Origin of the sequence: Pseudomonas sp. PICF141 (assembly GCF_002286815.1) — a bacterium.
Classification (GTDB): domain Bacteria; phylum Pseudomonadota; class Gammaproteobacteria; order Pseudomonadales; family Pseudomonadaceae; genus Aquipseudomonas.
This window is the reverse complement of the sequence record NZ_MUNM01000078.1, coordinates 1-17,856: the sequence shown is the minus strand read 5'-3', so window position 1 is coordinate 17,856 and position 17,856 is coordinate 1. Positions and strand designations below refer to the sequence as shown.

Below are 17,856 nucleotides of genomic sequence, written 5' to 3'. Positions count from 1 at the left end.
TCCTGTCAGCAATGCCTGGCAACTCCAAAAATAAAAAACCGCCCTCTCGGGAGACAGACATGACTACCACTACAACGACCAGCGGCGGCACCGTTACTTCACTTTCCAACACTGCGCAGGCGCAGGACGACATTTTCACGACCGGTGTGATTGGCACGAGCACCGCGGCCATCACTGAAGACCTGCTGGGAGTCGTATACCTGGACGTCATGTCCAATGACCTCGGCGGCAGCGCAAAGACACTGTGGTCACTCGATGACGCGACCAGTCTTTCCACTGCCACCAAGGTTTATGCACCGGCCGACCTGCTGGTCCAGGACACCGGCAGAATTGAGGCAACGAGTACTGACACCAGTTTCAACGGGGCAAAGATCTGGATTACCTCCGATGGCAAGGTCGGCTACGACGCCGCAACATTGTCGACGGCTTTCAAGGCACAACTTCAGTCGCTGGCGGGTGGAGGGACCCTGACAGACACCTTTACCTATGCGATTCGTCTCGGCAACGGCACCCTCAGTTGGGCCACCGCGCAGGTGCAGTTCGCAGGTGCGAATGACAGCGTGACGATAAGCCTGGATGTGCAGGCCGGCACAGTAACCGAAGATGCGAGCACGACATCGAGCCCGACCGACTCGCTGAGCGCGACGGGGGTGATTGCGTTTAGCGACGTAGATCTGAGCGACACGCATACCGCCTCTTTCGTCCCTGCGGCAGGCAACGCCACCGCGCTGGGCAACTTCACCCTTGCATCAGTAACTGAAGCGGCCAACGCCGCCGACGGCACGGTTGACTGGACTTACACCCTGAACAATGCGGCAGCCCAATCCCTGGCCCAAGGGCAGACGGTGACTGAAACCTATATCGTCACCCTCAGTGACGGGCATGGTTCGTCGACCACGCAGAATGTGACCATCACCATCACCGGCATTAACGACCAGGTGCAGATCACCAGCGGCGTGCAGGCCGGCGATGCCGGGGAAGACAGCGGCGACTACGCAGCCAGCGGTAACATCACCTTCACCGACGTCGACCTGATCGACATCCACAGCGTTACCGTCACGCCGGGCGCTTCCGGCTATCTGGGCAGTTTCACCACTGATCCGCTGAGCGACAGCACCGGCACGGGCAGTGGTTCGCTGGGCTGGAACTTCGCAGTGGACAACGCCGCGTTGCAGTTCCTCGGCGAAGGCCAGATCGTCACCCAAACCTATAACGTGGCGATCGGCGACGGCGCGGTGCAGACCGTGACCATTACTATCACCGGTTCTAACGATCGGCCGACGCTGACAATCGCCGACAGCAGCGGCGCAATGAACGAAGGTAATGGCACCGCCACGCTGAGCGACAGCGGTGCACTGAGCTTTGCCGATCTGGACAGTACCGACACGGTGACCGTGTCGCAGACCGCCAACGGCGACATCGCCTGGAGCGGCGGCGTGCTCAATGCGGCCGTGGCTTCGGCACTGGTGGCCGGTTTCTCGGTCGATCAAAACAGCTGGGACTACAGCAGCAACCAGAACCTCGACTTCCTCGGTGCGGGTGAAACCATCACCTTCTCGTACACGGTGGTTGCCACTGACAACAGCGGCGCGGCTAATGCTGCCTCGGCGACGCAGACGGTGAACATCACAATCACCGGCACTAACGATGCGCCGGTACTCAGTTTCGCCACCGGCCATGATGTCGGCGCGGCGCAGGAAGACACCACGCTCAGCGTCAGCGGTCAGTTCAGTTCGGCCGACGTCGATCATGCCGCAACAGCCAGCTGGAGCATTGCCGGTACGAATACCGGCACCTATGGTTCGATCGCGGTGGATAGTACTGGTAAATGGACGTACACCCTGGCCAATGGCACCGATGGTGTTGCCAGTGCGGTGCAATCGCTGGGGGCTGGCGAGAGTCACGATGAAGTGTTCAGCGTGCAGGTCAGCGATGGCCTCGGCGGCGTGGACACCCAGTTGGTGACTGTGACCGTCACCGGCACTAACGACGCCGCCGTGCTGTCCTCAGCCAATGTCACGCTGACCGAAACCAATGCCCCACTGACCACAGCTGGCACCCTCACCATCAGCGACATCGACAGCCCGGAAACCTTCCAGGCCCAATCCGGTACCGCCGGCGCCAACGGAACCTTCGCCATCGATGCCTCGGGTAATTGGAGCTATACCGCCAACTCGGCCTTCGACGCACTCAATGTCGGCGACAGTCTCACCGACAGCTTCACCGTACTCAGTGCCGACGGCAGCTCGACTGCAGTGACGGTGACCATCAACGGCAGCAACGACTCGCCAACAATCACCTCCAACGGCGGTGGTGCGACGGCTTCGGTCAACGTGGCGGAGAACACCACGACGGTCACGACAGTGACGGCAACCGATGCTGATCAGTCGTCACAAACCCTGAGCTACTCGATCCTGAATACGGCCGGGACGGATTTCAGCAAGTTCTCGATCAGTTCAAGCGGGGTGCTGACGTTCAATTCAGCGCCCGATTACGAGAATGCCCAGGATGTCGGTGGTGCTGACGGTGATAACATCTATGTTGTGGATGTTCAGGTGGCCGACGGCAATGGGGGAACTGACACGCAGACGATGACGGTGAATGTGCAGAACGTCGTTGAGACGCCGGTTGATACCGTGGCACCGACGGTGGTAGTGACGGGGACCGCGCTAGGGAATGCGATCGGCTCAGTATCGACAGTCACATTCCAGTTCAGTGAGGCAGTGATCGGTTTCAGCCTTTCCGACGTCACGGTGAGTGCATCAGGGCCAACCCCTCGCGGAACCTGGGGTAACTTCACGCAGGTAGACGGCGATACCTATACGGCGACGCTGACCAGAACGCTGACCGGTAGCGTGAAAGTCGACGTTAGCGCGAATAGCTACACCGATCTGGCGGGTAATGCTGGGGCTGCCGGGAGCAGTGCAAACCTTCCGGCAGGCGTTGCCGGCGAACCTATCAATCTAGCCCTCACTACTCCGTCGAGCGCTATCAGCGGCCCGATAACGGTTTCAATCGGCGGTGTTCCCTCGGGATGGATATTCAATGCGGGAACCGACAACGGCGATGGCACCTGGACCGTGCAGACCAGCGATCCTGGCGCATTGACGGTGACAACCCCAAGCGACTTCGCGGGAGCGTTGGTGCTTGATGTCAATATGTACTGGAGCAATAGTGACGGCAGCGACGGTAGCGCTTATGTGTTCAACAACATCGAAGTCTATGCCCCCGACGCACCAATCTTCGCCTTGTCCGCTGACGACAACCTGACTGGCTCGTCCGGTGCCGACACTTTCGTTTTCGCCCAGCCGATCGGCAACAACCAGATCTACAGCTTCGATGCCACGGCGGACAAGATCGACTTGATCGGCTTCCCGGGCATCAACAGCTTTGCTGACTTGAACATCACTAACGACGCCAACGGCAATGCACTGGTCAGCATCGGCGCCGGCCAGTCGGTCACCCTGAAAGGTGTCGATGCGACTGACTTGAGCGAAGCGAACTTCCAGTTCGATGTGGACCCGGTCATGACCAATACCGGCACCCTCACCATTGCCGACGGCGCGATCATGCCGTTCGGTGGCAGCATTCATAACAGCGGCACCATCGAACTCGGTTCCACCGGCAGCGCAACCGAGCTGGAAATTCTTTTCCGCGGTGCGACCTTGACCGGCGGCGGCCAGGTCCTGCTATCCGACAGCGCGCAAAACGTGATTTTCGGTGGCAGCGCCGACACCGTCCTGACCAACGTCGACAACCGCATTTCCGGCGCCGGCCAGTTGGGCGCCGGGCAGTTGGTACTGGTCAATGCAGGCCTGATCCTGGCCAGCGGACTGAACAGTCTGGTGCTCGACACCGGCACCCACAGCATTACCAACAGCGGCGTGCTGGAATCCACGGGTGAAGGCGGCATGACGGTCGCCAGTGCGGTCGACAACTCCGGTCACTTATGGGCCAATGGCGGCGACATGCGTCTGCTGGCCGACGTGATGGGCAACGGCAGCGCCACCATCGACGGCGACGCGACCCTGACCTTTTCCGGCGCCGCCCACGGGTCCGTCGCCTTCCACGGCGAAGGTGCGGGCACGCTGGTGATCGCACAGGCCGAAGCGGCGAGCTCGCTGGTCGGCATCCTCGGTCTGGAAAGCGATGACATGCTGACCTTCGGCGATCTCGCCTTCGGCGCCAACACCCAGCTCAGCTACAGCGCCAACGCCTCTGGCAGCGGCGGCCTGCTGACGGTGAACGACGGCACGCATCGGGCCGAGGTGAACCTGCTAGGGCATTACATAGCGGAGGACTTCCAGGTCACCGACGGCGAGGCCGGTACCCAGGTCAGTTACAACGGCGCATCCAGCGGCACACTCGTGGGCAGCATGACGGCAGACGTACTCAGTGGCGGCGACGGCAACGACATCCTGGCCGGTCGTGGTGGAGAGGACACGCTCAGTGGCGGCGCGGGAGCCGATATGTTCGCCTACCTCAACGCGGCGGAAGGCGGGGACACCATCCTCGACTACAACTTCGCCGAAGGCGACGCACTCGACCTCTCTGCCCTGCTCAGCGCCAACTTCGTTAGCGGTATTAGCCAGGCGTCCGACTTCGTCCAACTGGCGCAATCAGGCAGCGACATCACCGTGAAGGTGGATGCCGACGGCGCAGCCAATGGTACGAACTTCGCCGATGTGGCGGTCCTTGCCAACACGGGCACAAGCGGTACCGATCTGGTGCGTACGTGGTTTGGGGAGGCTGACCATACGCTGACGGCTTGATGTTGGGCTGGAAACGAATCCATCGCTGCAGACAGCCACAAAAAAGCCCCACCAGATCACTCTGCGTGGGGCTTTCAACTATATGGTGTCCCAGGGCAGGTTCGAACTGCCAACCTTCCCCTTAGGAGGGTCAGTTTAGAAGCCGCATGGCTTGAGGTAGGCCAGTATTTACGGGGCTTCTCGTCCGGTTGCGTCCGTGAAAACGGCCCCGTATAGTTATTTTTGCTGCCACGGTGCTGTCACGGAGCTGTACTGCTTGAAAACGAAGATCACCCAAAAACTCATCAGCAGCCTGCCCACTGAGCCGAAAGCTTACCGCGTTCATGACATTGTACAGCCCGGACTGTTCATCCGTGTGCTGCCAAGCGGGCATAAATCGTACATGGTCACCTGGGGCCGCAACAAGAATGCCACCCTCGGCCGCGTTGGAGTGGTGACGCTTGATCAAGCGCGCACTGAGGCCGCCCAGTACCTAGCCGATGCGCACGCCCACGGGGAGCCGCTGGCCGTCGCCCAAGGGCGGAAAGGTGCCGCCCTCCCCTCGTTGCGTCAATTCATCGACGATACCTATATGCCGTGGTTCAAGACGCACCACAAAGGGCATGAGAAAACCCTGCACACGCTCGACAACAACTTCGAGGCGATCATGCCTCAGCGTCTCAACGCGATCACCGGCCGCGACTTGGACCAAATCCGCACGGGATGGATGCAGTCTGGCAACAAGCCGTCGACGGTCAACCGCAAAATGGGCTCCATCAGCGGCGTCTTCAGTAGAGCTGTTGAATGGGAGTACATCGACGCCCATCCGATGGAGAGGCTCAAAGCCCTCAAGGTCGACTCCATGGGGCTGGTCCGCTATCTGGATGCCGACGAGACCAAGCGACTGCGCCAAGCGCTGGACGCGCGTCAAGACGAAGCGCGGGCCGAGCGCGAGACTGCGAACAAGTGGCGAGCAGACCGCGGTAAAGAGCAGATGCAAGGTTTGCTGCAACTGCCCTTCACAGATCACCTGAAGCCCATGGTGCTGGTGTCGCTGAATACCGGCATGAGGCGCGGCGAGTTGTTTGACCTGAAATGGTCAGCGGTGAACTTCCAAACGAAAACGATAACCGCCGCCGGCGCCACCACGAAAACGAGCGACACACGGCATATCCCAATGAACAAGGAAACCTTCGGCGTGCTGGAGGGTTGGAAAAAGCAGGTCGGGAAGTCTCGGTACGTTTTCCCGAGTCAGGCCGGCGGCCGCCTGGAGGACGTTAAAAGCGCCTGGCTCAAGCTACTAGAGCGAGCCAATATCGAGGGGTTTCGCTGGCACGATATGCGTCACGACTTCGCGTCACGCTTGGTGATGGCCGGCGTGCCACTCAACACGGTGCGGGACCTGCTGGGGCACGCGGATATCAAGATGACGCTTCGGTATGCCCATCTAGCGCCGGGCACCAAGGCGGCGGCCGTGGAGTTGATCTGATTGTTGATCCGCTAAAACGGGACGTCACTAAATTCGACCACCGACGGCGAGTTTTTGTGCTCTTCGACGTGATCTTTTAGCAAGCTCCAGTTTAGCCGGAGCCTCCATTCATCGAGGTGCGCCCTAAATTCAGTAGCGCACCCAGTAGTCCAAAAAAGCTTGCTTAGCTTGATCGTATCCCAAAGCCTCAGTTCATCGTAGGTGAGCATCGTTGGAACTTCGAAACACATATTGATGAATCTGGTCGCTTCGTCTGTGGACCAAATCGCATCGATAGCTTCGGTAATTTTAGTGACGCCATGCGAGCTATCGATAGCTTGCTGGCTCATCGCATTAGAAATAGCCCATTCGATCACAGCGGTGAGCGATCGCTTTTGTAGTCTCCCCATCATGTCCAGGGCGAACTTAATCTTTGGGTCGATCCTTATTCCCACGCTGACTGTCGTGCTGGTCTCGCCGGTCCGCTTACTTGTCTTAGTGGCCATACCATTCCATCTGTTCTGTAAAGGTCAGGAACTGACCTGATAGGCACAGCTTGCGCGACACGCAAACCACTGTCAATCCGTGCAAGTACAATACTGTTTAGCATTTGCTTGCACCGATAGATTTATGCGTTGTAACCTAGCAACATCTGGCACCCTCTTCGGCGTCGGAATCTAGGAGACAACCATGGAACAAACACAGCAGCAAATGGCACCGCTATCGGTGAGCGTCGAAGAATCAGCGCGCATCTTGGGGATCTCGCGCTCAGCTACTTATGAGCTCATCGCCCAAGGGGAAATCAAAACTTTCAAGATTGGCCGCCGGCGTCTCGCACTGGCGTCCGAACTGAAGGCGTTCATTGAGCGTGCAGCTAAGGCAGGCGCACGGTGAAGCGCGAAAAGAATAAGGAGGAAGTATTGCGCAGGGCTGCGCGGAAGATTGCCAAGGCGGTGTTCGAGCACCGCCTCAGCGAAAACACACTGGATAGCACCAACGTGAAGGGCAAACTATGACACGCCATTCTTCAACCGAGCAAGACCGTAAGATGATCGAGGCGCTGAGAAACGGCCCAGTGTCGACCATAGAGGCGGCAAAGGACCTGGATATCGTCCAGCCACCAAACACCATCCGCCGGCTCAGGAAAAAGGGTCACGAGATCCGCACCTATTGGACGCATCAGTCAACTGAGCCAGGCCGGCCACCTCACCGTGTGGCCAAGTACATTCTCATGCGCGAAGCGTCGTAACCCAAAGACAGCAGAAATGCCCTCAACGTTGAGGGCATTTCTGCGCCTGCCTGTGAGCGGCCGTATGGCTACAAAAAGAAAGGGGTTCAAACCCAAGGCTAAACCATTTGCCATGATGCTGTGGCAGATGGGGCAGTCTGCCCCCTATCGTGCGCTGAGTTTCACTGCCAGAGGGGTGCTGATGGAGCTGCACATGCAGTACAACGGGAATAACAACGGCGACCTGTCAGCCACAAGAACAATGGCGAAAGAGTGGGGAGTGAGCTCTCCGAACATTCTGCAAAAGGCGCTGACTGATCTCTTGAGTGGTGGATGGATCATCCAGACCCGAAGCAGCGTTTTCTCCCGGCACGGCTCGCGGTGCGCCCTGTACGCGCTTTCCTGGTATTCGATCGACGATTGCCCGGGCAAAGAACTCGAAATATCCCCAACTAGCGCCCCGCCGAGAACGGTCCGAGACCTGACAAATTCGATTTGATCCGGTATCAAATCAATACACAGAGCGGTATCGAATCAATACACGTAGAAAAACTAACAGTACCGTTCTGTCCGGTTGGGTTCAGAAATCAACCCATCGTGTATTGATTCAATACCACTAAATCAATTCTTCCTGTATCGAATCAATACACCCTTATAAATATCTACCATACCAGTCTGTCAAAACAGGCATTGCTCATCCGCCGCCGGTGGGCCTGATACAAGAAGGCACCACCCTGTTGCGGGGTAGTGCCCTGGTTACTACGGAGTTTTCGTTGTTGTCAGTCAGTGTCTGTGGGAGCGAACGGCTCGGCTCCATCACGCAGTGCACGAAGCCCAATTACCGCCGCCCGGGCCACGCGATCAATAAAGCCAGTTTCGAGGCTTGTGCACCGCCCACCCATTCCCACAATGGCGAATTGGATGGCGTGGAAGGCTTCGGTTTCATCGTGGGAGGCCAGCTCAAAGACCTCACCATCGAAACAGGCGATACCCTTTGCCCAGTCCGCCGGCACACCGCGGTTATACAGGGGCCAATTGATAAGCCGCCCCCCGTCGTCGCGCTTCGTAAAGCTCAGATCATCACGGCTTTTGATTTGCCCGATCATTTGGCCACCTCCGCGGTGTCCAGAGCGGCCTGCATCTTCTCGATTTCGCAGTCGACATAGTTCGCCCAGTCGTACCCCAGGAAGCCGCCGAGGTTGGCCAGCTCTTCGATATCGTGCGACTCGCCGTGCTTTAGGTCCTTGATGATGGCGTTGAACAGCACCCGCATATTGTTGATGCGTTCATGCGTGGCGCGCAGTAGCTCAAGAGCCTCGTCGGCGATGCTGGCGCTGGCCTGGCTCATTGGGCACCCCCTACAGTGATTCCACTGAACGGAGTGGAGCAAGGCAAGACCTTCACGCTGATAGCGCCCAGCATTTTCAGCGAGGCCAGATCGGTCAGCTTGATGCTGGCCGGCAGCTTCATGGTGCCGATGATTTCTCCACGCGCATCAAGAATTTGGATGGTATTCTGTTTAAGTTGCATGACGTGTCCCTTGAAGTTGCGTCGTGTGATAGCCAGGCCCGGTGTTAGCGCACCGGGTTGGCACCTTTTCCTAAAATGGGCTGAATCCTCAGCCGATAAAAATCACCCAGATCAAGGGTGTTTGCTTCGCCGGATATCCTCCACAAGTTCCGGGCCCATGCTTTCTGTTTCGCTAACCCATCCTGCCGCCCAGCTTAGAGGGTGCATGGTACCCATGGGCTCACAAGGCTCACCATTGGCAGCTGCGCGCCTGCCCGCGTCCTCAGCTTCAACATGAATCCACAACGTCCTCTGCGTGAACCCGGCCTCACGCTGTCGCTCGCGAAACAGTCGCTGCCTTTCGGCTAGACCTTTGGGTTTCTTCTCGTCAGTCATATTTCCTCCGCTAATCGCCATCCGTTACCCGTAACGAACCAATACTATAAACCTACGTTACGGGTAACGCAACGCATGATTGTAAAAAATGCGCTTTCCTCTCGTTGACTGATGCCCCGAACGTGGCGGAAGCTGTCTGCTTGCACGAAAATAGATGCCTGCTCCAGCGGCAAAAGAAGCCTACTGAGCCTCTGCCGTTTTAATAATCAACTTTCACGTATAAGGATATTGGGGAATTTATGGCTCTTTTAGGTGTTGACCAGAAAGTTTTTGACACATTTCGCTCAGATGTTGAGCAAAAACTTGAAACACTGCGACAAGAAATAAGAACTAGGGCTACTGACTCGGAAGAAATCGCCAACAAAGCCGCAAAAAACTCCAAAGCGATTGAAGAGCAAATACTCGCAACAAAAGCAAATATCGACACCGCGTTAACGGAGCTTGCGGCATGCAACACTGAAGCGAAGGCAGAGCTCGTTGAAACACGAAAAACCAGAGCACTTATAGAACAAGATAAAGCACTGACCGAATCAATTATCACAAGCAATCAAGCGGCTTACGCAGCACTACTAAACACCAAAGAACTGGCTGAAACTCAAGCATCCGAGGTGACAGCCAACTATACAGTGATAAAAACCGCTTTAGTTGAAAGTCAAAAATTACCTGAGCAAGTGGAAATTACAAAAACACTACTTACCAACTCTAAAACATTGAGTGAAAGCATGGACAGCTTGCTTTCTCACTCAATGAAAAGAAAATCAGAAATAGACGAACTTCACAAAGAAATCCTCGGAGCAGAAATAAAAAGTAGCGACGGCACCACTGCACGAACTGATGGATTAATAGACGAATTACAAACCGCATATGACGGAATCGAAAAGGCTACGCTTGAGCTAAATGACAAAGTCAAAAGCTTAACCGACACCATAACAGAAAAACATGAAACCAAACTAAAACAAAACAACGACATCTTTGAAGAACTAATTAACAAATCAGACAGCAGGATCGCGGCTATCAATGCACAGCTAACCGGCCTATTACCCGGTGCAATGGCAGAAGGCCTGAGCGCAGCATATGAAAAAAAGAAAGACGATGAAATATTGTCACAAGTGAAATATGAGAAAAGTTTCGCCATTGCTATTGCGCTAATGGTTGCAGTTTCATTGATTCCGTTTTTCGTAGACATATATCTGCTTGGATGGAAAGGTTCCGACTTAGTTCAAGTCATCAAGGACACACCAAGCTTGATCGTCTCAATCCTACCTCTTTACTTTCCTGTATTATGGTTCGCTTACTCATCGAATAAAAAGCTCAATCTTTCGAAACGACTTATTGAAGAGTACACACACAAAGCCGTGCTTGGCAAAACCTTCTCTGGACTATCAAATCAAATAGAATCGCTCCCACGAGACAACCTTGTGCGAGACGAATTAAGAACCAGACTGCTTTTCAACTTACTCCAAGTCAGTTCTGAAAACCCAGGCAAACTCATTACTGACTACAACAAGTCCGACCATCCATTGATGGATGCATTGGAAAACAGCGCGAAGCTGTCTGACTCGATGGAAGCACTCTCTAAAATCCCAGGCTTTTCAGCAATCTCAAAAAAACTAGGTGAAACGGCAGAACGCATACTCAAGGCTGAAAATCAAAAGGTCGAAAATGGACTTGCTGCGCAAGATGCAATTGAAGAGCCCGCAACAAAAGCCAGCATATAGAACCCAGAGCCAAGGGTCGGATCAAATCCGCCCCTTCTGGATTTCAAATCCGAAGGGTGGGGATGGCCCAATACTGGGTCATCGTTGATGTGCTCAGATCTGAGCACACCAGGTGCTTGGATGAGATGTGAGCAGAATTCCGCGCATCGGGCTAATGCCCTCAGGTTTGAGTGCATCTCCATACCCTAGGTAAATATCCCGCAATACCAAAATCTAATAGCGGAATATCGCGACATATAACGTTATGGTCTTACTTTGACGGCCTTGCCTCACCTTATGCGCGGAAAACCTCGCCGATCTTATTAGCAGCTAGTGACGGTCAAGCCGGAGGCTTCCAACGCGCGCCGCCTTTGCGTCGACTATGCTTCCCACGGCTCCCCCTCCTGATACGCCTGCTCTGTGTATCAACGACCACAACCGAGCTTAGGCTCAAGGAAGCGTGAGATGTACAACCTATTGATGACTGCAGGAGAAGATGACTGGGATAACCCTACGTGGTCACTGTCTACGGGCCGCTACCTTGAGCACACAGTTCCGGTGCTTAGGGACAGATTCAATACTTTGACTGGTGATGTTGTCGAGCAGCTTAAAGGTATGCCCACTCTATTTGCTTATGAGGAGTTCCGGGATCAGCCAGCGCGGGTAGGTAGGATTACCGAAATTCAACAGTTGCAACACGAATTGAGAGTTACCCTTGCTCTTGACCCTGCAGTTACGCCTATACCGCAGACTGTTTTGAGCAGTATTTACCAGGAGCTGGATATCAACATAAGAAATTGGGAGCATAGTCGTACACATTGGGCTGTAAAAGATGTCGATCTGGTTAACGTTCTAATGAGGGCTAACCTTCTAAACCTCGCTCAGCTTCCACCTCAACCAAGACCACCAAAAGTGTTTATATCCTACTCATGGGACTCGCCCGAACATAGGCAATGGGTTGCATTATTGGCCGCCAATCTAAGAGCTCAGGGCATAGACGTCATCCTTGATCAATGGCACGTGAGAGGTGGTGAGGATCTAGCGGCCTTCATGGATCGCTCTATTAGAGAGGCGGACCGAGTCCTTGTTATTTGCAGTGAGGGTTATGTCGAGAGAGCGGCTGGGCGTAGAGGGGGCGTGGGCTTCGAACACATGATTGTAACCGGTGCCTTAATGCAGGATTTGGGAACCGTAAAATTCATCCCAATTGTTCGCCAGTCGACCGACCAAGTTGTTATCCCTGCAGAGTTAAGTACTCGCCTACGATTCAATCTCAGCGCTGGTGAACAATACCAAAATCAATTGAACGACCTAATAAGAGATCTCCATGACGTACAGATCCCAATCCCGCCTTTAGGTCGTAATCCGTTTATTTAGCTCCGCGCGCCCCATGATCTGATTGTCTAACAGATCGTGGAGAACCAAAACCAGATCGCTCTGCGTGCCGCAGTGGAGGAGCTTTCAATTGGGTAGAGCAGCGCGGATCGGCAGACATCGCCGACAACGTGCGCTGCGCGCTTGCCACGCTGGATGAAGACCTGGACTTCATCAGGCAGGGAATTGCAGAGTTGACCGTGGCTGGCCCCCCATGAAGAGGTGCCACCCTATTCGCGCAGATGCTGCTCTTGGCGTTCGTTTAGACAAGCATACGAAAAGACGGCAATATGATGCCATATCAATAGCACGCCTGCCTGGAGGGCTCATGAAAGGACTCTTTCCGCAGTACGAAACATCGCGTCAGCTAGATTACAAAGCTGCGTGGAAAGACGCAATTTTCGTATTTGACACAAATGTTTTACTAAATTTATATCGATACCAAGAAAATACTCGAGATGAACTACTGTCAGTATTAGAAGAATTATCTGAAAAAATATGGATCCCCTTCCATGTCGCATTAGAATTCCAAAGAAATAGACTTAAAGTAATCTCGGAGCAGGGAAAAAAATTCTCTGAGGTACGGAAGAGCATTGAAAAAATCAAGGGAGCCATTTCAGCGGAAGCAACAAGATTAAATCTTGCAAAACGACATACCTTAATCGATTTTGACTATTTAACCTCCGAATTCGACGCTTTAGCTGAAAATTTTCTAGCTCAGCTAGACAACTCTCAAAAAACACAGCAAAAACTAACTGACCCAGACTTCTTAAAGGAACGAATCGAAAGTCTATTTGAAAACCGTGTTGGCCCTATCCCATCAGACCAGAAGACCATTGACGATTTATTTAAGCTAGCAGAACAGCGATATAAATTCAAAATCCCTCCTGGCTATATGGATAACAAAAAAGACGAGGACTCCCCCGATGAGTTCGCGCATAGCAACATCATATACAAGCGAAAATATGGTGATTACTTGATATGGACGCAACTCTTGCAATTCGCAAAAGAGAACAAAAAAAATAAAGTAATATTTGTAACAGACGATGCTAAAGAAGATTGGTGGCTCAAATACAACTTGGACGGACCAAAAACAATTGGACCTAGGCCGGAGTTAATAGAGGAGGCCACTTTAACTGGGGGAATCAACACCTTCATCATGTACAACCCTGAAGGCTTCTTGCAGTACGCCAAAGACTTTTTAAATACAGATATCTCCGAAGCGACTATCGAGGACGTACGCGACACATCCGAAGAGAACTTCTTTAGAAAGTCTCCCAAGCAGTTACTAGCAAATATTCTAGAAGCAAAGAGAGTTGTGCGAGAGTGGGTGCTGTCTTGGGGAGGAGTCGAAATACCAAGCGACCAGTTAGATTTAATTGTTGAATATAATAATCTCAAGCATGGTTACGAGATCAGGCCATTCATGATGGACGAATCGATTTTCCCTATCTTGATCAAAAATGTCATCGCCAGAGCAGATGCGCATCTTCAAAGCGGCGTTGTCGACAGCTATACATTAACGTTCGCTCTCCAAACCCCACATGAAGTAAACAAAATCAGATCGGCGTTAAGATCTCACGCCATAAATGGTGTTTCTCCTAAAATACTTCTAGTCGTTGGAATGATAGACGAGGATGGAAACGGCTTTACATCTTATGATTCAGGCGCCTACAACGACATAATTAACTCAATTTTATAGCCCTGACAGCACGTCAGAGCAGGCGCATTCAATGGTGATCCAGGCTCACATTTGAGCCATCCGGACCGAAGTGGGATTTTCTCACTTTGCCTCGGTCAGCTCCGCGACACGTTTTCATAATTCGTCAAACGTGTCGCGACACCTGCCCTACCGAAATGGGAGACCAGGTTTGTTACTGGGTTTCCGACTCAAAGCCAATTCCCACCAACGGTGGATATTCCTCGAATTGAGGACGAGCTCGCCGTGCGTTCCTGCATCGGTTCATCCCCGTTGGGGGCTGGACGGACCAGCTCAACACAACCTTGAAACGGGGTAGCGCCTTCAACGTAACACTTTGCCTACCTTCGACTTACTGCAACAAAACCGCCCTCCTCCATCCGCTGCAAACCAACTATTTCAGTCCCATTTAATCCGGTTGCGTGTAGCACCTTAGGTGCACCTAAAAAGCACTGGATAAATAATCAGATCATGCCTAATGTGAGTTTTTGAGCACTTCAAAATCCCATTCGAGGCAACCCATGAACACAGCCAAGCCAGCCCGAGGACGCCAACACAGACCAACACGATCTGAAGTTGCTGCGGCCTGGGGTCGACTCCGCGAAGCCGCCGCAGATGGAAGCGTTCAAGCATCCGCCCTGCTGATCGCACTCGCAGAAAACAAACCGGTCATTGCCATGGAATCTCCCGCCGCATGACTGAGCGCGACAAGGGCGGTAAATGGAAGCCCGGCCAATCGGGTAATCCTGGGGGCCGCTCTGGCCAGACGCAGGAAATCCGCGCCCGACTGGCCGAGGGTGCAGAAGCCGTTACCAAGAAGGTTCTGGCAGCGGCCAAGAAGGGCGATATGCAGGCCTGCCGCCTGATCCTTGAGCGCCTGGTGCCACCGATCAAGCCGACCTCCGAGGCCGTGCAATTCGAACTCGACGATACGGACCTGCCCAGCGCCGCCCGATCAATTATGCGCGCCGTCGCCGGCGGGCAACTCGCTCCTGACCAGGGCAAGTCACTCATCGAAGGCTTGGGCGCCGTTGCCCGGGTGATCGAGGTTGCCGAACTGCAAAAGGCCGTCGAGGAGCTTCGCGAACAGATGGAGGGAATGCAGCAATGAGCCTCAAGGCATTGAAAGCCGAAATTAAGCGCATCGCCGAGAAGGTCGGCGTCGACGAAGAAATGGTGGTGCTGATCGTCCTCGCGGTCGTGAATTGCAGCAAGGCACCGATGGACCTTCCGGAAACAGTCGGTCATGTCGTTGACTATCGCATCGCTGACTTGAACGTCCCTTTCTATTTTCCCTTCTGCGAGATGAACAGTTCAGAGGCCGAGGAGATGGCCAAAGCGATGATCCTTCATGTCCGAACTATGGAGCGCCCAAGGAACCCTGCACAAGTTGGGATTATGGATATGCGCCCATTCCCGCCTCCGGGTGCCTGGCAAATGCAGCGTCCGCCCAAGGGGACCAGCGTGCAGGAATACGTCGCCAACCAATACAGCGAAATCATCGAGGCCCGCATTGAACATCCGTAGCCAGATTGTCCGGTTACAGCAACAAGCCGGCCGCTCTCAATTCAGCAATGACGTGCGAGAAATCAGCAGCTTGATGGACGAGCTGAGCGCGCTTGCTGCTGGAGGTGGCCTCGCCATCCAGGAAGTTACCTTGCAAGAAATCCTTTCATCCTTTCAACCTGACCAAAGGAAAACCCCATGAAAATCGGCAAGAGAATGAATCTGAAAGTCGGCTCCGCGAGCATTCACTACTCCGAGTACGACCACGCAGCAGTCGAGTCTCGCAGCTTTACCATTCTGCAGGCAGACGGCAGGAAAGTGACCTGGCAGGCCGGCAGTCTGGCCAGGCCGTTTCGCGACCTGCAAATGAACTCTCTGGAGAGCTTCAACGATGTAGGGGCCGAGATCGTAAAAGTCCGCGGGAACAAAGACCTCAACCCGGCAGCGATTGAGCGGATATGCAAAGAAAAAATCGAACAGTTGACAGAGAATCTGCTGCCAAAAATCAAGACTGTCACCCAAAACATGCAGACCCTTACTGAGACGGTACAGCGAGGTTTTTCATCAGTATCCCCACGAAACAGCACCGACGTTGTCGGCTTTCTGGCTGATCAAGAGTTACGGGGTTTGGTTCGGGGAATGAGCAGCGACGATCGTCGTGCGTTTGTCTTCGCCGCACGCCAAGGCGGACATCCAGAGATTGTCGAAGCGATCTTGCGGGCCAATCCCCTGCTCTCCGGTCTGAGCTCAGAATCAGCGGGGAGCTTGGAGCGAGCTGGCATCGCAGCATCACGCGCGGAAGATGTTGCCGCGCTCCGCCATATGCTTGCCATCTATGACGATGTCATGGCAACGACCTCGCAGACCTGCATGGCTTTGTGCGGCCTTGTCGACAACTCGGGAGGCTACAAACTTCGTTTTGAAAAATGGCGCCTCGGCTGCGATGGCTCTGAGCTGCTGCGCGAATGGCTGAATAAACTCCCGTCGCGCACACCAGCGGAAAAGCCTGAGGCGACGAAGCTGAAACTTGAAGAAAAAGGAGAACAAGCAGCAGAGACAGAGGGCGTTGATGCGGACGCAGCTTGACTGGAGAACCAACCTTGACCACCTATCAAGAGCGCTTCGCCGAAGCGTGCAAGACAGCCCGCTTTGAGTCGTACCCACTGAAAGAGGGCCCAAATTCTGGCTACCTGGTGTGGGATGTCCAGCACGTCCGCGACGGCCAGAAGGTAACCATTGACGGGCCATTCTTCACTGAGGACGAAGCTCGGGTGTCGGCAGATCTTCTGCGCGGCACGTTCCGGGGCGCCCGCGCCTACCAGGGAATCTACGACCGGATCTGGAACTACGACCCTCGACACGAACAGGTAACGGTCGACCAGGCGCGTATGTCGCGCTCGCTACTCGCCATCCGATTGGGCGTTGAAGTGCCCAATAACAGCGCCCAGAGCGCCAAGGAGTAAATCATGGCTTTGGCCACAAACTACGGCACCAAGACCCGAATCCTGCTTGGAGGGTCAGCTGCGAAGCTGTTCGGGCGCGAACACATCTACGAGCTATCTACGGGCGATACGCGCGAGGCGATGAAGGCTATCGACGTCAATCACCCTGGCTTTGCAAAATATCTCGCAGACGCCAAGCGGAAAGGACTGGAGTTCGCGGTGTTCCGGAACCGTAAGAATATCGGCGAGCGGGAACTGAAGATGGGCAGCGCTCAGGAGATCCGGATCGTCCCGGTGATTGCCGGCAGCAAGCGCGCAGGCCTATTTCAAACGGTGCTTGGCGTTGTTTTGATTGCTATGAGCTCAATAACGAATGGCGCGACTCTGGCACCAGGTATCGCGCTTGCAGCGGGGGGAGTCATCCAGATGCTAAGCCCTCAGGCTACCGGCCTGAAGCAAAGCGCATCTCCCGAGAACGCACCGAGCTACGCGTTCGGAAGTGCGAAGAACACCACGGCTAGCGGCAACCCGGTACCAATCTGCATCGGCGAGCGCCGATGGGGCGGGATCATCATTTCCGCCTCTATCCATGCTGAGGATAAGGTTTAACGTCCCGCCCAGCTCGGTTTAAAACAGCCCACTCTGCTCTAGGCGTCGCAACAACAGTGAGGCTAAAGCGAGGTGATCTGTATGCGTCCGGCCAAGTCATCTACCCAGCCCTTCAAGGCCAAGACATGGTGTGCACTTAAATTTAAGTGGGCACCAGTTCTAGCTTTTTAAGCGGGT

The 17,856-nt window shown here is 54.4% G+C and carries 18 protein-coding genes and 1 pseudogene; 15 read left to right on the top strand and 4 right to left on the bottom strand.

The genetic code is table 11. From position 1 onward, the window contains the following. Window positions 1-59: 59 nt before the first annotated feature. Together BZL43_RS22595 and BZL43_RS22590 are read left to right on the top strand one after the other, a co-directional pair. Window positions 60-4,772 carry an S-layer family protein gene (locus BZL43_RS22595; protein WP_095634345.1) on the top strand — a complete coding sequence of 1,571 codons (4,713 nt, stop codon included), beginning with the start codon at window positions 60-62 and terminating at the stop codon, window positions 4,770-4,772. Window positions 4,773-5,028: 256 nt separating this feature from the next. Continuing rightward, entirely contained in the window at window positions 5,029-6,240 is a 1,212-nt protein-coding gene (locus tag BZL43_RS22590; protein ID WP_095634344.1) for a site-specific integrase, read from the top strand. A gap of 11 nt (window positions 6,241-6,251) precedes the next feature. On the opposite strand, the gene BZL43_RS22585 is transcribed toward BZL43_RS22590, so the two are convergent. Beyond that, on the bottom strand, window positions 6,252-6,725 hold the full coding sequence (locus BZL43_RS22585; protein WP_095634343.1) for a hypothetical protein: 474 nt from the start codon (window positions 6,723-6,725) through the stop codon (window positions 6,252-6,254). A gap of 184 nt (window positions 6,726-6,909) precedes the next feature. On the opposite strand from BZL43_RS22585, the gene BZL43_RS22580 reads away from it, so the two are divergent. The 3 genes from BZL43_RS22580 to BZL43_RS22570 all read left to right on the top strand — a co-directional run bounded on the left by BZL43_RS22580 (window position 6,910) and on the right by BZL43_RS22570 (window position 7,946). Further along, window positions 6,910-7,113: a helix-turn-helix domain-containing protein gene (locus BZL43_RS22580; protein ID WP_095634342.1), complete on the top strand. Its 204-nt coding sequence runs from the start codon at window positions 6,910-6,912 to the stop codon at window positions 7,111-7,113. A 118-nt stretch (window positions 7,114-7,231) separates the two neighbouring features. Further along, a complete protein-coding gene (locus tag BZL43_RS22575) occupies window positions 7,232-7,468 on the top strand; it encodes a helix-turn-helix domain-containing protein (protein ID WP_095634341.1) in 237 nt (78 codons plus the stop codon). Between the two features lie 16 nt (window positions 7,469-7,484). After that, window positions 7,485-7,946, top strand: coding sequence for a hypothetical protein (locus tag BZL43_RS22570; RefSeq protein WP_256582894.1), 462 nt, complete (start codon window positions 7,485-7,487; stop codon window positions 7,944-7,946). Between the two features lie 280 nt (window positions 7,947-8,226). On the opposite strand, the gene BZL43_RS22565 is transcribed toward BZL43_RS22570, so the two are convergent. From BZL43_RS22565 to BZL43_RS22555, 3 genes are read right to left on the bottom strand one after another with little or no spacing between them, the layout of a single operon-like run. Next, complete coding sequence (locus BZL43_RS22565) at window positions 8,227-8,553, bottom strand: hypothetical protein (protein WP_095634340.1); 327 nt, start codon at window positions 8,551-8,553, stop codon at window positions 8,227-8,229. Further along, on the bottom strand, window positions 8,550-8,795 hold the full coding sequence (locus BZL43_RS22560; protein ID WP_095634339.1) for a hypothetical protein: 246 nt from the start codon (window positions 8,793-8,795) through the stop codon (window positions 8,550-8,552). Before BZL43_RS22560 ends, BZL43_RS22565 begins: the two co-directional genes overlap by 4 nt. After that, window positions 8,792-8,977, bottom strand: coding sequence for a hypothetical protein (locus BZL43_RS22555; RefSeq protein ID WP_095634338.1), 186 nt, complete (start codon window positions 8,975-8,977; stop codon window positions 8,792-8,794). The genes BZL43_RS22560 and BZL43_RS22555 overlap by 4 nt, the downstream gene beginning before the upstream one ends. Before the next feature lie 614 nt (window positions 8,978-9,591). Here BZL43_RS22555 and BZL43_RS22545 point away from each other — a divergent pair. From BZL43_RS22545 to BZL43_RS22500, 10 genes and pseudogenes are all read left to right on the top strand, one after another. Beyond that, a complete protein-coding gene (locus BZL43_RS22545) occupies window positions 9,592-11,070 on the top strand; it encodes a hypothetical protein (RefSeq protein ID WP_095634336.1) in 1,479 nt (492 codons plus the stop codon). Between the two features lie 444 nt (window positions 11,071-11,514). Beyond that, entirely contained in the window at window positions 11,515-12,426 is a 912-nt protein-coding gene (locus BZL43_RS22540; RefSeq protein ID WP_095634335.1) for a toll/interleukin-1 receptor domain-containing protein, read from the top strand. 33 nt (window positions 12,427-12,459) lie between these two features. Beyond that, window positions 12,460-12,641 (top strand): annotated as a pseudogene (locus tag BZL43_RS28645) (hypothetical protein). Window positions 12,642-12,751: 110 nt separating this feature from the next. After that, window positions 12,752-14,125 carry a PIN domain-containing protein gene (locus BZL43_RS22530; protein ID WP_095634334.1) on the top strand — a complete coding sequence of 458 codons (1,374 nt, stop codon included), beginning with the start codon at window positions 12,752-12,754 and terminating at the stop codon, window positions 14,123-14,125. A 691-nt stretch (window positions 14,126-14,816) separates the two neighbouring features. Beyond that, window positions 14,817-15,233, top strand: a complete 417-nt coding sequence (locus tag BZL43_RS22525) for a DUF5681 domain-containing protein (protein ID WP_095634333.1) — start codon at window positions 14,817-14,819, stop codon at window positions 15,231-15,233. After that, on the top strand, window positions 15,230-15,649 hold the full coding sequence (locus tag BZL43_RS22520) for a hypothetical protein (RefSeq protein ID WP_095634332.1): 420 nt from the start codon (window positions 15,230-15,232) through the stop codon (window positions 15,647-15,649). Before BZL43_RS22525 ends, BZL43_RS22520 begins: the two co-directional genes overlap by 4 nt. Beyond that, window positions 15,636-15,830 (top strand): hypothetical protein, encoded by a 195-nt coding sequence (locus tag BZL43_RS22515; protein ID WP_095634331.1) that lies wholly within the window; start codon window positions 15,636-15,638, stop codon window positions 15,828-15,830. Before BZL43_RS22520 ends, BZL43_RS22515 begins: the two co-directional genes overlap by 14 nt. Then, window positions 15,827-16,714: a hypothetical protein gene (locus tag BZL43_RS22510; protein ID WP_256582893.1), complete on the top strand. Its 888-nt coding sequence runs from the start codon at window positions 15,827-15,829 to the stop codon at window positions 16,712-16,714. Before BZL43_RS22515 ends, BZL43_RS22510 begins: the two co-directional genes overlap by 4 nt. A gap of 14 nt (window positions 16,715-16,728) precedes the next feature. Beyond that, window positions 16,729-17,091: a hypothetical protein gene (locus BZL43_RS22505; RefSeq protein WP_095634330.1), complete on the top strand. Its 363-nt coding sequence runs from the start codon at window positions 16,729-16,731 to the stop codon at window positions 17,089-17,091. A 3-nt stretch (window positions 17,092-17,094) separates the two neighbouring features. Beyond that, window positions 17,095-17,679 carry a tail assembly protein gene (locus BZL43_RS22500; RefSeq protein ID WP_095634329.1) on the top strand — a complete coding sequence of 195 codons (585 nt, stop codon included), beginning with the start codon at window positions 17,095-17,097 and terminating at the stop codon, window positions 17,677-17,679. Window positions 17,680-17,856: the final 177 nt, after the last annotated feature.

Bases quoted from the DNA above. Each gene is read 5' to 3' on its own strand.
- BZL43_RS22530 (WP_095634334.1), top strand. From the start codon at position 12,752: ATGAAAGGACTCTTTCCGCAGTACGAAACATCGCGTCAGCTAGATTAC.
- BZL43_RS22555 (WP_095634338.1), bottom strand. From the start codon at position 8,977: ATGCAACTTAAACAGAATACCATCCAAATTCTTGATGCGCGTGGAGAA.
- BZL43_RS22570 (WP_256582894.1), top strand. From the start codon at position 7,485: ATGCCCTCAACGTTGAGGGCATTTCTGCGCCTGCCTGTGAGCGGCCGT.
- BZL43_RS22575 (WP_095634341.1), top strand. From the start codon at position 7,232: ATGACACGCCATTCTTCAACCGAGCAAGACCGTAAGATGATCGAGGCG.
- BZL43_RS22565 (WP_095634340.1), bottom strand. From the start codon at position 8,553: ATGATCGGGCAAATCAAAAGCCGTGATGATCTGAGCTTTACGAAGCGC.
- BZL43_RS22500 (WP_095634329.1), top strand. From the start codon at position 17,095: ATGGCTTTGGCCACAAACTACGGCACCAAGACCCGAATCCTGCTTGGA.
- BZL43_RS22510 (WP_256582893.1), top strand. From the start codon at position 15,827: ATGAAAATCGGCAAGAGAATGAATCTGAAAGTCGGCTCCGCGAGCATT.
- BZL43_RS22525 (WP_095634333.1), top strand. From the start codon at position 14,817: ATGACTGAGCGCGACAAGGGCGGTAAATGGAAGCCCGGCCAATCGGGT.
- BZL43_RS22560 (WP_095634339.1), bottom strand. From the start codon at position 8,795: ATGAGCCAGGCCAGCGCCAGCATCGCCGACGAGGCTCTTGAGCTACTG.
- BZL43_RS22520 (WP_095634332.1), top strand. From the start codon at position 15,230: ATGAGCCTCAAGGCATTGAAAGCCGAAATTAAGCGCATCGCCGAGAAG.
- BZL43_RS22595 (WP_095634345.1), top strand. From the start codon at position 60: ATGACTACCACTACAACGACCAGCGGCGGCACCGTTACTTCACTTTCC.
- BZL43_RS22585 (WP_095634343.1), bottom strand. From the start codon at position 6,725: ATGGCCACTAAGACAAGTAAGCGGACCGGCGAGACCAGCACGACAGTC.
- BZL43_RS22545 (WP_095634336.1), top strand. From the start codon at position 9,592: ATGGCTCTTTTAGGTGTTGACCAGAAAGTTTTTGACACATTTCGCTCA.
- BZL43_RS22540 (WP_095634335.1), top strand. From the start codon at position 11,515: ATGTACAACCTATTGATGACTGCAGGAGAAGATGACTGGGATAACCCT.
- BZL43_RS22580 (WP_095634342.1), top strand. From the start codon at position 6,910: ATGGAACAAACACAGCAGCAAATGGCACCGCTATCGGTGAGCGTCGAA.